This is a genomic window from Mucilaginibacter hurinus, from assembly GCF_003324525.1.
In the GTDB taxonomy this organism is placed as follows: Bacteria; Bacteroidota; Bacteroidia; order Sphingobacteriales; family Sphingobacteriaceae; genus Mucilaginibacter; species Mucilaginibacter hurinus.
Window position 1 is genome coordinate 1 of sequence record NZ_QGDC01000011.1, and the last position, 13,662, is coordinate 13,662.

10 protein-coding genes are annotated in these 13,662 nt (G+C 41.5%); 7 read left to right on the plus strand and 3 right to left on the minus strand.

Annotated features, from left to right (window positions below):
- Window positions 1-27 precede the first annotated feature (27 nt).
- From DJ568_RS16445 to DJ568_RS16465, 5 genes are all read left to right on the plus strand, one after another.
- Window positions 28-453, plus strand: coding sequence for a hypothetical protein (locus DJ568_RS16445; protein WP_147238784.1), 426 nt, complete (start codon window positions 28-30; stop codon window positions 451-453).
- Between the two features lie 66 nt (window positions 454-519).
- A complete protein-coding gene (locus tag DJ568_RS16450) occupies window positions 520-1,050 on the plus strand; it encodes a hypothetical protein (RefSeq protein WP_114006401.1) in 531 nt (176 codons plus the stop codon).
- A 275-nt stretch (window positions 1,051-1,325) separates the two neighbouring features.
- Window positions 1,326-1,505 carry a hypothetical protein gene (locus DJ568_RS17305; protein WP_158534962.1) on the plus strand — a complete coding sequence of 60 codons (180 nt, stop codon included), beginning with the start codon at window positions 1,326-1,328 and terminating at the stop codon, window positions 1,503-1,505.
- Between the two features lie 120 nt (window positions 1,506-1,625).
- Window positions 1,626-3,053: an LptF/LptG family permease gene (locus DJ568_RS16460; protein ID WP_114006402.1), complete on the plus strand. Its 1,428-nt coding sequence runs from the start codon at window positions 1,626-1,628 to the stop codon at window positions 3,051-3,053.
- 84 nt (window positions 3,054-3,137) lie between these two features.
- On the plus strand, window positions 3,138-4,343 hold the full coding sequence (locus DJ568_RS16465) for a bifunctional 3,4-dihydroxy-2-butanone-4-phosphate synthase/GTP cyclohydrolase II (RefSeq protein ID WP_114006403.1): 1,206 nt from the start codon (window positions 3,138-3,140) through the stop codon (window positions 4,341-4,343).
- Here DJ568_RS16465 and DJ568_RS16470 read toward each other — a convergent pair.
- Window positions 4,340-8,794: a translocation/assembly module TamB domain-containing protein gene (locus DJ568_RS16470; RefSeq protein WP_114006404.1), complete on the minus strand. Its 4,455-nt coding sequence runs from the start codon at window positions 8,792-8,794 to the stop codon at window positions 4,340-4,342. The genes DJ568_RS16465 and DJ568_RS16470 overlap by 4 nt on opposite strands.
- Window positions 8,795-8,973: 179 nt before the next feature.
- Here DJ568_RS16470 and tsaD point away from each other — a divergent pair, with 179 nt between their 5' ends.
- Window positions 8,974-9,975, plus strand: coding sequence for a tRNA (adenosine(37)-N6)-threonylcarbamoyltransferase complex transferase subunit TsaD (gene tsaD / locus DJ568_RS16475; RefSeq protein WP_114006405.1), 1,002 nt, complete (start codon window positions 8,974-8,976; stop codon window positions 9,973-9,975).
- Window positions 9,976-10,018: 43 nt separating this feature from the next.
- Window positions 10,019-10,213, plus strand: a complete 195-nt coding sequence (locus DJ568_RS16480) for a hypothetical protein (protein ID WP_114006406.1) — start codon at window positions 10,019-10,021, stop codon at window positions 10,211-10,213.
- Between the two features lie 49 nt (window positions 10,214-10,262).
- Here the strand turns inward: DJ568_RS16480 and DJ568_RS16485 are convergent, their stop codons facing one another.
- Both DJ568_RS16485 and DJ568_RS16490 read right to left on the minus strand, forming a co-directional pair.
- Window positions 10,263-11,819 (minus strand): hypothetical protein, encoded by a 1,557-nt coding sequence (locus DJ568_RS16485; RefSeq protein WP_114006407.1) that lies wholly within the window; start codon window positions 11,817-11,819, stop codon window positions 10,263-10,265.
- Window positions 11,816-13,660, minus strand: coding sequence for a glycosyltransferase family 2 protein (locus DJ568_RS16490; RefSeq protein WP_114006408.1), 1,845 nt, complete (start codon window positions 13,658-13,660; stop codon window positions 11,816-11,818). Before DJ568_RS16490 ends, DJ568_RS16485 begins: the two co-directional genes overlap by 4 nt.
- Window positions 13,661-13,662: the final 2 nt, after the last annotated feature.

Consider the following 13,662-nt stretch of genomic DNA (forward strand, 5'->3'; position numbering starts at 1 on the left):
TGGAAAATCATCTTTAAATAACTACTTTTGACAACGCTTCTACAGCGTTTGCTGCGCTCGTTCGCCAGCACTTTGGGTGGTCAATTTGCCACGGAATCACCTGGTCAACTTCTCCGTATTATACAGTCAAGCGGTTACATTCTTTACCAGCATAAAACAAAAACTAATGTATATGCAATGTCATTAGTTACTCCTGATTTTCGAAGCAACTTTACAAATAAAGACAGAACCGAATATTGTTATCTCACCACAGAATTACTATTACAAGATCATGAAATTCCAAAAAATAATAGGTTCCCGCCAAGTCCATTTGATACTACAGTTTATCAATTTAGTGGTGATAAGGCGAAGTTCGTCATAGCCATTGAAAGTAAAGTTAAAAACGGGGATTTGATAGATTTCACAGGATTTTATCCAACTATAGATGTCATAGAAACGATTGCTATTGTATAGTTTACCGTATACCGAGCACTTAAAGGAAGCCTTCAAGAGACCCTGGATATTTAGAGCGAAACTAATATGAATATTGAAAGTGAAAAAGAATGGATAACGGAATTTATACGAACTAATTTAAACGATGATATTACTGATCGGATTAAACATTTTGCATTGCTATGGAATTTGTTTGAAACATTCGCTTGTAATAAGTTCGCAACAGTTGCGAGTATTATTCAGGCAGTCGATCATTTAAATGCGATACAACAAATTGATTTAAATACTGATAGATATCTGGATTACTTTTCTGCAAGGTATATCGATATTAATGGAGTAGAAACAACTCATTTTCAATCACTGAATTTCCGGAAACCAGATAAAAAGCAACTAGTTTTGAATGTGCTTTTAAGGAAAGAGACTGAACCTAAAGAGATTCTAAAAGCGGTCTTAATTATCGTTTACCGCTATCGTAATAACTTATTTCATGGAGAAAAGAATGTAGCGGCACTAAACGCTCAAGCTGCTAATTTTGAGCATGCTAATAGCATATTAATAGATTTCTTGACTATTTTGAAGCGTAATTATTTAGTCGGTCAATTCAACCGTCAATCTTAACTTGTTGATGCAAGTTATATGTATAGAAGAAGCCGCATATTCGCGTTACTGGACAAGGTGATGGATTACGTCCATCAAAACATTAAGTCAAGACGACAAATGGATATCTGGCGATGAGGCAACGTCTATACTCCGCATAAAGAGTAAAACGACATTACAGAGACTTCGCGATGAAGGAAAAATACTATATAGCCAATCGGAAAAGAAAATCATCCTTTACGACGCTGATAGCATAGAGACCACCTTGAGGATTTTACTTACGTACTCTTTGAATAATGGAAGAACAAAAAGACCCTTCGCCTGAATATAAAAACAGGGCTATCGCTTTGTTAGCGAACCCCTTGTTCCAACGCTATTGTTCAACGCAATACTTAAGCTGTTCATTGGCACACCTCAACTTACATGATAAGGATATAAATCTGATAGAAAAGGTAGTTCAATTGATAAATCTCTAAAATAAATAATTAATTACACGGCGTTTTCCAGGTAATACTTAAACAGCCGTTTAACCGTTTACTCTCTCATCAGGCAAATCACACGTATGCCTGCGGAATTTATTTCGTTATTTTAGCAGCGTGAAGAAAATCCACCTCTTACTACTCCGGGCATTCATAAGGCCGTTCATCGTTACTTTTTTAATAGTAATGTTTGTGCTGCTGATGCTATTCCTGTTTAAGTACATCGATGACCTGATAGGGAAGGGATTTGAGTGGTATATTATTCTTGAGCTAATGATGTACGCGTCGGCAACTAACGTGGCCATGGCGCTGCCCTTATCGGTGTTGCTGTCCTCCATCATGACTTATGGCAGCCTTGGCGAGAATTACGAACTTGTGGCTATAAAGTCGGCAGGCATATCGCTACAGCGGGCGTTGTACCCTATGTTTATAGTAGTAGGGTTGCTGGCAATAAGTGCATTTATCTTTTCTGACTATATGCTGCCGGTAGCCAACCTTAAATATTATTCGCTGCTTTATGATGTGCGGCAGCAAAAATCTGCTAAGCTGCTGCAGGAAGGCGTGTTCAGCAACAGTTTCCCGGGCTATTCTATCCGCGTGTTAAAAAAAGGCGAAGATCAGCAAACGCTGCTTGGCGTTACCATTTACCAAAAGGCCGATGATGGCAATATGAACGTTATATTGGCCAAAGAGGGTACTATGTACCGTACGCCAGGCGATCAGTTTTTGGTATTAAAGTTACGAGATGGCATCAGGTACGAGGAAAGGGCTGATAAGAACGGGTACTGGAAACGGCAGCAATTTGTACGGATGCGCTTTAAGGCTACCGAACAAAAGCTGGACCTATCGGCATTTAAAATGAAACGCACCAACCAGGACGAGTTCCGGTCGGCATTTGTGATGATGAACATCAAGCAACTGCGTAACTACAAAGACTCAACCAACAGGCAAATAGATAGCAGCGTGCGGCGAGGTTATAATATGCTGATACCATACATTCGCTTTTTCACCGTGCCTAAAAAGGGCGATTCGGTGAAAACGTTTGTTAAAGTAAAAAGTTCCGACATACTATCGGGACTGCCTACAAATGATAAGTTGAGCGCGTTGAGTGCCGCGGCCAGCGAAGTACGGTCAGTACAGGAGATGCTGAAAACGCGGGCAGAGGGCTACAAAGAAACGGTAAAAAATGTGCGCCGCTCGCTGGTAGAGTATGAAAAAAAGTTTACGCTTTCGGTTGCCTGCCTTGTGCTGTTTTTGATAGGCGCCCCCCTCGGCGCCATTATACGCAAAGGCGGCCTGGGGTTGCCTGTAGTGGTTTCGGTTATTTTCTTCCTTATATACCACATCATTTCAACCATAGGCGAAAAAGGCGTTAAAGATGGTGATGTGCACCCGGTTTTGGGTATGTGGATAGCCATTTTTATATTAACCCCTATCGGGTTGTTTTTAGCGTATAAAGCGGCTACCGATTCGGCGTTGTTTGATATGGATGCCTACAAACAATTTTTTAATCGCCTGTTTAAGCGCAAAGCAGCGCTCAAGTAGTTTTTACACAACACCGACCCATAAACCTAAATTATGGCGTAAATTTGCTTGTCGCTTTAACAGGCAATTATCTTTTTATAACATATGTTAAATACAATACCGGAAGCCATCGAGGCTATAAAAAATGGTAAAACCATTATTGTTGTAGACGATGAAGACAGGGAAAATGAGGGCGACTTTTTAACTGCCGCACGTAATGCCACACCCGAAACCGTAAACTTTATGGCCCGTTACGGCCGCGGCCTGGTTTGCGCCCCAATTACCCGGCAACGCGCACAGGAACTTGAGCTTGACCTGATGGTAACCCATAACACCACCTCGCACGAAACAAATTTTACGGTTTCGGTGGATTTACTGGGTCATGGCTGTACTACCGGTATATCGGCTTCTGACCGTTCAAAAACAACGCTCGCATTAATTGACCCAACCATAAAAGCCGCCGATCTTGGACGGCCCGGTCATATATTCCCGCTGATAGCTAAAGATGGCGGCGTACTGCGTCGCTCGGGGCATACCGAGGCCGCTGTGGATTTGGCTGTGCTGGCCGGCTTTGAGCCTGCGGGTGTTATCTGCGAAATAATGAAAGAAGATGGCGAGATGGCCCGCTTGCCCGACCTGCTTGAGCTGGCTAAAGAGTTTGATCTGAAAATCATATCAATACAGGACCTGATTGCCTACCGGTTAAGTACAGAGACATTGGTGAATAAGGAGATTGCCGTAAAACTGCCTACGCAGTGGGGCGATTTTGAGATGATTGCCTATACCCAGGCAGATACCGGCGAAAACCACATAGCATTGGTTAAGGGCGCATGGGAACCAGAAGAGCCTGTATTGATACGTGTGCATAGCTCATGTGTAACCGGTGATATTTTTGGTTCGTGCCGCTGCGATTGCGGGCCGCAGTTGCATAAAGCCATGGAGATGATTCAGCAGGAGGGCAAAGGCGTAATTGTGTACATGAACCAGGAGGGGCGCGGGATAGGGCTTATCAATAAGCTTAAGGCGTACCATTTACAGGAAAACGGACTGGATACCGTAGAGGCCAATTTGCAACTTGGCTTTAAAATGGACCACCGCGAATATGGCATAGGCGCCCAGATTATACGCAGCCTGGGCATTACCAAAATGCGGCTGATGACCAATAACCCCAAAAAGAGAGCAGGGCTTGTTGGTTACGGACTGGAGATAGTTGAAAATGTGCCTATTGAAATCGAGTCAAATCCGCATAATGAAATTTATTTGCGTACAAAGCGCGATAAGATGGATCATGCCATCATGCGCGATCATTAATTTTCTTCTTCCTCGTTTTTTAGTTTGAAGTTTACCGGTGGCGGCGGCGCTATAGGCGCAGGGTTGGTTTGCGGGCTGCTGCGGCGTCCCTGCCTGAAAATGTTACGGATGAATTCGCCAATGGTGTCAAAATCACGCTGATATACCAGGCCTAAGCCATTTACATATTGCACATCAAGCGGGTTAAGGGTGCTAGAAGCCGTTCCGCTTAATATTCTGTATGAGTAGCGTGCTGTTAAATTCCCGTCTTTCCGAATCCGGTAAAGTGCTTCAAAGTCACCCCTGAGCGGGTTAGAAGATGTTGAGTTGAAAAGGTTGCCGGAGTTGTTATTGTTAAACAAGTTGTTTGTTCCTGAATTGTTAAACAAGCTCCCGTTAAGCTGCAGCCTGTCGTTAAACAGGCGTATGGTGGCGCTGGCCTCACTAAGCGACCGTATGTTAATGTCGACGTTTTTGATGTTGGATTGCGCTATAAAGCTGTTCAGCTTATTAAAGGCAAACTCGCTTACAGCGTCTCCGGCGGTACTTAATACCTGTTGATCAAGGTTACCACCGCCTGTTCCCGGTGCAAAATTACGCCGTACAATAATGCTTAGCGCTTGCTGGCTGCGATTATTATTATCGGCCAGGTAGGTGCTAACGTCTTCTTTAATTGACGGGTCAGTAGGAAAGTTAAAATCGAAGTCAATATTTGGCAGTAACAAAGACTTGGTTAATATCAATTGGGCTTGTACCAATACCTGTATCTCGCCCCGGGGCGACGTTAGGCCGGCCGCGGTATATAAGTTTGCAACACTTGTGCGCACCTCGTATATAGCGCTCAGGTTAATTTCAGCGTTGGCAGGGTCGCCCGTCCACCTTATTGTGCCACCCTGGTTAACCGCAAAGTTTTTACTGATAAAATTTTTCGCTGTAAATTCAAACTTACCAGATGAGATAAGGAAATCACCAAACATTTCAAAATCGCCTAAACTGTTAATGTTCAGCTTTAAGCCATTAGTAATACCGCGGCCTTCCAGCTGCCCGTAATCAGTTATTATTTTTACAACTGTTTTTTCATCTGCGCTTAAGTCGAAATTAAGTGTAACTCCGTTAAATTTCTTCGAAATATCTTCTTCTGTACGGCTCGTATCGTTATGGCTGACAAAACGTATAAAATCATAATCACCGGCTGTTGAAGAGGTATTAAGCGGGATATTAAAAACAGTGCCTTCCTGGGTGGTGGCCTTAATATCAATGCGCATATTATCTACCGGCCCTGTAAAGCTAAATTTCCCGGTGCCGTATGCTGTGCCAAAATACAGGTGGTTATCCTTAAAAGTTGTATTAAGCGCCATCAGGTTTTCGGCGTTAACGTCAATATCAAGCGCCGGGTTTGATATGTTATTCAGGTCAACCGTTCCGGTGGCGGTGGCTTTCCCTTTCTTGGTATCTTTTATAGCCAGCTTGTTTAATTTTATTACGCTGTTTTCTACACTAAGCTTATCATTAAGCGTGTATGCCGTTTTTAAATAATTTACAGTTACACCGGTGTTGTTAAGGGTAACATCACCGTTTAAAGCGGGTTTTTGCGGCGTGCCCGTAAGTTTAAGACTGGTTGATACGGTTCCCTTGACATCAGATACAAGGTTGCTGATAAATGGCGTAAAGATGATAGCCTCCGTCTGATTCATGTTTATATCAAAATCAAGTACGTTTTCAGCGTTTTTTTCTAAAGAATAGGCGCCTTCAATATCCATGGTTTCCAGGCCCCTGTTTAAAATATTTAAACGTACTATAGCCTTCTTGCTCTGGTTATCCAGGCTTGATGTGATCTTTACATTTCCAACCAGGGTTTGGTTCATGGTAAGCGTATCTATATTCAGATTCGCATCAACCTCCGGCGTTTTAGTGATGGCCGATAACGTAACTTTACCATTTAGTGCCCCCTTTAATAATATGCCTGATGGCTTGGTAAGCGTATTAAGCGTGCTCATCCTGAACCGCTCAAAAACTACGTCCAGCTTATCCTCAGAGTTATCTGATATAAAGCCGTCTATTCTTACGCGTTGCTCGCCATTTGAAAGGTCAAAGCCTGATATTTTTGTTTTACCTTCAAGCAACCGTATACGCACCATCTCCTCCAGTTTCCATTTCTCGTTTTCGAGCACCACTTCCGAAGGCAGGAGCTTTAACTTTGCAGTTGTATCACGGCCAAACTCCACAAGCCCGTAAAGATCAAGCTGATTTGTCGCACTTTTATCCGACATTTTTACGTTGAAGTTTAAACTATCCCGCTGCAAAAAGTTAGTGATGTTAATGTCCTTAATGTACAAGCTGTCGGTAAGGTCAACCTTGCTTATAGATATATTGAGGCCCAGTAACTGCTCAGATGTGTTTTCATCAATAATAAGATCATGAAACACCATCTTATCGTACTTAATAGTTTTTATAAAGCCATTGAGCGTAGCAGTTTGTTCGGTCGAATTAAACTTACCTATTAGGTTTCCGCCATCCGGTATTTTTAGCCTGGGCATAAAAATAGCCAAGACAGGGTCGGCATCTTTAAGTTGAAAGTTAAATTCAAAATTTTGTTGTTTGGGCGTAATGATGTTTGTTTTTAATGAAGGGATATATTTTTTTACTACCGTTTTAAAGTATGATGGCAAAGTGGCCAGGTTGTAATTACCCTTTATGCTACCGTCGGCTATATCACTCTGAAAATCCAGCAGGCGTGAGCTGCCGGTGCCGCTTGCTGCCAGGTAAAGTGAATCAAGCACATAGTTGTTTTTTGGATTCACCACACGCGTTGAGGACAGGAAAATATTGCCATTAAGATTATCGATATGGTCGCCCGAAAAATTAGTGCTCAGGGTAGTTGTTATGCTAACCGTATCTTTTACAAGTTTTAGTTTATGGAGGTTGGCATTAGTAATAGTGCCCGTAATATTATAAACAGGTAACTTAGGGTTAAGGTTAACCGAGCCGTTCATATCAAGCTTTATATTACGGTCATTAATACTCACTATGCCGTCTATAACATGCTTTCGAAACATACCATCAACCAGCACATTGCTGTAATTATAGCCTTTCAGCATTATATTTTTTACCTTGGCATTGGCCACAATGTCCAGGTTGTTTAAATCGTCGCCACGGCCTTTTACCTGGGCTGTAAAGGTCGTTCGGCCTATAATCTTGTTATTTATAAGTGTGCCAAGGTCAAATTGATTGGTACTAACCTTACCACTGTAAGCCGGCGTGCCTGCTTTATTTATTTTGAGGTTAATGTCGGTATCAAAGCGCCCGAGTTTGGTTTTGAAAACTCCGTAAGCTACAAAGTCATTTTGTAAGCCCGTGAAATTACCGCTAAAGTTTACGTTACCAAATTTGTTAATTATGTCAGGTACTTTGGCATTTGGCCTGCCGCTGAAATTTGCGAGCAAATAATCAAGGTCCTTTTTATTAGTGGCAACCTGCTCAATATCCAGTTCCATCAACGTGTTATCCCAGTCAGGTAAACCCTTCATATTGAAATTGCCCCTTATGTAGGTGCCTTTTGCAGCAGTTATAAGCATGTTTTTAGCCTTTAAGTTACCTACACGGCCACGCACACGCCCGGATACACCAAGTTCAAAACGGACCTTCTCGAGCCCGCTGGTGAAATAGGCTATATCTTTTGATGAGATATGCGCTTTTTTAAAGTCGCCATCCATCGTTACCTTATTTTCAAAATCGCTGAAATCATCAAATGAATTAAAGCTCATTTTAAAATAATCCTTTACCAGGGAGTTTTGGGTTTGCAGGTAAAGTCGTTGCAGCATTATTTCATTGGTGTCAATGGTGGCGTTAGCGCTTAGGGTTTTTACATACAGCCCGCTTTTTTCGCGAAAGCTGAGATTACGTATGGCAGCCTTAAATATGTGATTGTTCACATCTATATTGCGTACTACCGCTTTAAAGCCGCGCACATCCAGGTCGTTAAAGTTAACGCCATTTACCAGGCTGTCGCGCAGCATATTCTTGTAGCGGAAACGCAGGTTATTTATTCCTACCCGCTGAAAGTCCATAGTCCATGGTTTACCTTTTTGGGTAGTATCGCCCGAGTCAAAGTAATCAATAATAAACTGCAGGTTAGTAGTGCTGTCTTTTTGCTTTTTCAGATAAAACGAACCGTTATCAAGCTGGATATCTGAAAAGTGAATAATGCGGTTTTTAATACTGCTGAAGATGGAAAAGCGGCTTAACTCAATGGTTAGCCTGGGCGTATTTAATAATGTGTCCTGTTGCTTGTCAAGCACATATAAATCTTCAAGCACTACAGACCTGAATGGTTTAATATACAGGCTCTTGATATCAACTTTGGTTTGCAACTCTTTTGAAAGGAAGGCTGTAGCCTTTTTTGCTGCCCACGTTTGTACCGGTTTGTATTGAAATGCCAGCACTACAATGCTTAACACCAGTAATATAACCAATACTATGCTTAACGCTATTTTGAGTGCTTTTTTAATAACTTTGCCCTTTAATAATTGTTGTTTTGTGAATTAGAGATTGGAACGAATTTGCTATTAATCCATAGCGTAACAAGTTTTGCTATTTACAGTTTTCTTAATCACTAATTCAGTAAATCAATAACTCAAAAAATAAAAAAAACGTGCCTGTTATTTTAGCTATAGAATCATCCTGCGACGAAACTTCAGCAGCTATTTGCGCCGATGGTAAAATATTAAGCAATGTTATTGCCAATCAAACCATTCACGAAGCATATGGAGGTGTCGTCCCTGAGCTTGCCTCAAGGGTTCACCAGCAAAATATTGTGCCGGCGGTACAACAAGCATTGTTTAACGCAAAAGTAAGCAAAAATGATATTGATGCAGTGGCTTTTACACGTGGTCCGGGCCTTTTAGGTTCACTTTTAGTAGGTGTATCATTTGCTAAGGCTTTCGCGTTGGCTAAAAACATACCTTTAATTGAGGTAAACCACATGCAGGCGCATGTTTTAGCGCATTTTATAGGTGACCAAAACCCTGCCTTTCCATTTTTGTGCCTGACCGTTTCGGGCGGACACACACAAATAGTTTTAGTGAACGATTACTTTGACATGGAGATTGTAGGTCAGACGCTTGACGATGCCGCGGGTGAGGCCATGGATAAAACCAGCAAAATTTTAGGTTTGCCTTACCCCGGCGGACCTTTGATAGATAAATATGCACGTATGGGCAATCCCAATGCCTATGCGTTTCCTGAACCGCAGATTCCCGGTTTTGACTTTAGTTTTAGTGGATTAAAAACTTCCATACTATATTTTATACGCGACAATGTTGCAAAGAACCCGGATTTTATTGCACAAAACTTGAATGATATTTGTGCCTCGGTTGAAAGCCGGATTGCCTCTATATTGCTTAATAAGTTGCGTAAAGTTGCTGTGCAGTACGGTATAAAGGACGTAGCCTTAGCCGGCGGGGTATCAGCTAACACCGGCCTCCGCTTAGGATTGCAGGAATTGGGAGCCCAAATGGGTTGGCGTACCTTTATCCCGAAGATGGAATATTGTACCGATAACGCCGCTATGATTGGTATTGCCGGTTACTACAAGTACTTAAAAAAAGATTTTGTAGGACAGGATGTAGCGCCGCTGGCCCGAATGCCGTTTTAATGGAATGGTGTACTAATGCTCAGTAAATTATTACCTTTGTGACATGAATGGAGCTTCCTATATCTTTTGGGCTATTTTTGTTGTACCGCTGGTTATATTTTTAGTATGGCTAATGCGGCAGGATAAGCGCAAGGGAAAAACAGGATTGGTGATCCTGATCATCTTACTGATAGGCGTAATATTTTATATGTACCTTAACGGCATGTTTGAGTCGCGGCCCGCGGCATATCAAAGGTAAAAATCAATTTTTTCAATTGGCAATAACGGTATTGCCCTACCTGTGAAGTCTATCGTATTCTGTACAAAACCCAGTCATTGGTTTCGTATACATTAACGAGGCTTATTCCGGAATTTATGCTTTTTAATATGGCCGGATATTTATCACTCAATTGCGAGTATGTAAATACTATATTTTGGCGGGTTGCCACCAATATGTAATCTGCATATTTATCAGGTGCTTCAACTGTTTGCAAATAGTTATCCTGGTAAGGTAAAACAAGTTTCTTAAAGTCTTGAGCGTTAACAAAGGCGGCAATAGGATAAGCGATAGCATCGTCCATCAATACTTCGGCACCTGCGGGCAAACTGTTTATATAGCTTGCTATATCCTGGTTATCGGCTTGTTTTAAATTTAGTTTCCTTTCAAACAACGCGGAGTAAAAGTTCTTCTCATCAATTACCTGCGAGTTTTTAAGATAATAATAACCTGAGTATAACTGCGAAAGTGCCAGTACACCAAATATAATGGTTAACGTCCGGGTATATCTTACCGAAGGGGCCTTTATTAGGATGCATAAAAACGCGAGCACTAAAAACAGCAAATAATATTCAAACGTCACAAATATCTTGTCATACTTTATACGGATGAATTCGATAAACGCAAAGGGCGTTAACAACGTTAATATTTGATAGGTGTTCTCTTTAAAAAGAAAAATTGCTACTAAAATAAGCGGGCAAAAAATCAGGATTTTTGCCGATACCATTAATGACGCATCCGGCAGTTTGTAATTTACCGCAGTTGCCGCCAGGTCATAGTTCAGTTTGTCAGTAATGATACTCCATGTAGCATAGGGGCTCTCAATAAAGTAATTCATATCCTCGGCGTGCGTAAGGTTCAGCAACTTGTAAAACAGGATACATACTATAGGCAATATAAATATGATGATATACAGCGCGAAGGTTTTATTGATAAGCTTACGCCTTAATGAAGGATTATTAAAACTCAGGAAAAGCCTGAATATTGATTCCTGCTCACTCAGGTTAAGCGAATTAATGGTAATTGACAACACCAACGGGATAAAAAAGATGCTGAGCCATATAAACCGGTAGTCGCAAAATATTAAGGTAACCAGGCATATACTGGCTATTGATACGTGGAAGGTAGTGTTAGAGCGGTAAAATTTAAGTATGTTGTAAAAAAACAAATAGAAAAAAATCAGCACCATATATATGCTTTTACCTGCGCAGGCAGCATATAATATACCCGGATGAAAAACAAAGGTTAGCAGAACGATAAAGAAGTAGGCGTTACGCTCCTTGTTGACTATTGAACTGGAAATAAGGTAAAATAAACCGGCCATGCCAAATGATGATGCCAGCAGCGGCGCCAGGTCATAACTTATGGACGTGAAAGCCAGTATGCCATAAAAAGGAAGTATAGGGGATGTTAAACCCATCACTTTTAACCTGTTACCAACACCGCCGAAAACTATTTTCGCCTTCTCAATAAAAAACAGCGCTTCTTCATTATAATAGCCCAGCTTGTTTAAATAAACTGCACAAAGCAAGTAATATACTGCCAGTATAGCAGTAACTATTATCAAAAATGTGCGCTTGTTCCTCATTTTACAACGTTGGTCGGGTTATTAATTTTACTTAGGCCGTGGTTGGTTTTTTCCCAGTAAAACGGATTAACAATTAACTGGTACAAGCCTTTATAGGCCGCTATTGAGTGCAGTAGCCAGTATAACGGGTTTGCTATAGCAAATAAGATAAGCTCGTAAAAACGCCTTTTAAATACGGCCATCATATTAATATATATCATCAATATATTTCCAATCATCAGGTTGAATATCGAAATAAACAATACCCAATCCGGGAAGATGGTACGAATGGTAGAAAGGTCGAACACAAGGTAGCATATAAATAGACCGAGTAATAACGGATATGCTAAAAACGTAAGCGGCGTTGCACCCACAAAGAAGTTAAACCCGAGGAAACCCCGCAAGCCCAACTTTTTATACAACTCAAGCGGATTGCGCATATGCACCAGGTAAGTTTGCATGTAGCCCTTTATCCAGCGTGACCGCTGACGCACCCAATTGAACGGCTCATTGTTTGCCTCTTCATAAGTTGTAGAGTTTACAATGGCTACCTTATAGCCTTTATCATACGCGCGCACACCCAGGTCAGCATCTTCGGTAACGTTAAAAGGATCCCAGCCGCCAAGGTCAATCAGGCCTTCCATTTTAAAGTGGTTACTGGTGCCACCAAGCGGTATAGGTATATCCAGCGTATCAAGGCCCGGTAGCATATAATCAAACCAGTATGAATACTCCAGCGTAAACATACGCGTAAGGAAGTTCTCGTTACGGTTAAAATAGTTTAACGAGCATTGCACACATATAAAGTTTAGCGGAAGCTTATCAAACAAGGTAACCACTTTTTTCAGTTGGTCAGTGTCCGGTATATCCTCCGCATCGTAAATTGTTAGGTACTTGCCGCGAGAGAAATGCAGGCCGTAGTTACAAGCCTTCGGCTTGGTTTTCGGCATGTGAAAAGGGACTACAATTACCTCAAATACACCTGGGAAATCCAGATTTTTTACTGCCGTAAGTGTTTCATCGTCATCATCCTCAATCAGCAATTTAACGTCAAGTCGTTCGCGCGGATAGTCAAGACTTTGTAAGTTCCAGATCAGTTTTTTAATCAGGTTGCCTTCACGGTAAACAGGCAGGTGTATGGTGTAGTAAGGCAACTCCTCATCTACAACGTCGCGTACCTCGTTATTGGTAACGGCCTGGTGCAGCTCAAACCTTGAGCCCACTAATGCCAAAAACAGCTTAAAGGTAATAGCCAGCAGGAAAAACGTACTGATTATTACGTTAAATACAATCGAAGTGTTTTTAAAATCGAGTACCAGGCATACGCTGAATACCGCCAGGAAAATAAATACGAATGTAAGCTGCGGTGAAGTAAAGGTTATCCAGGCTGAACTTTTAGGATCCTGGTGCAGTAATTCATAAACTGCGGATTTTACGTACTTTTCACCGGTAAGCTTATGGCTCATCCAGGTCACTTCTAAGTCCGACGCTACGATTATTTTAGGTTCGCAATCAAAAGTCGCTTTTAAATAGTCAAGAAAGAACTGGTCCGTAGGGTCAGCCATAATGGCCACTATCTTTCCGTCCTCAAAACGAAGCGGAAGCCCTACATAGTCGTTTATAAACTTTAGTTCAACTTTGCTTAAAACGTCTTCATCAACTTCCTGCTCCCTTACTTCTTCAATAACATAACCGGCATTTACTAACGATCGCTCGTAGTTTTTACGGGATATAAAGCCGAAGTTTAAAGCAACCTTTATAAAAGATTGATTTAAGTCGCCGGCCATTTTTTCAATCCGTTGCTTATCAGCAGCGCTGATAAAGCCATCATTGATCAAAAGCTCACGAATTGAAATGCTCATTT

Coding starts and splice junctions, on each gene's coding strand:
- DJ568_RS16450 (WP_114006401.1), top strand. CDS start 520: ATGAATATTGAAAGTGAAAAAGAATGGATAACGGAATTTATACGAACT.
- DJ568_RS17305 (WP_158534962.1), top strand. CDS start 1,326: ATGGAAGAACAAAAAGACCCTTCGCCTGAATATAAAAACAGGGCTATC.
- DJ568_RS16465 (WP_114006403.1), top strand. CDS start 3,138: ATGTTAAATACAATACCGGAAGCCATCGAGGCTATAAAAAATGGTAAA.
- DJ568_RS16480 (WP_114006406.1), top strand. CDS start 10,019: ATGAATGGAGCTTCCTATATCTTTTGGGCTATTTTTGTTGTACCGCTG.
- DJ568_RS16485 (WP_114006407.1), bottom strand. CDS start 11,819: ATGAGGAACAAGCGCACATTTTTGATAATAGTTACTGCTATACTGGCA.
- DJ568_RS16490 (WP_114006408.1), bottom strand. CDS start 13,660: ATGAGCATTTCAATTCGTGAGCTTTTGATCAATGATGGCTTTATCAGC.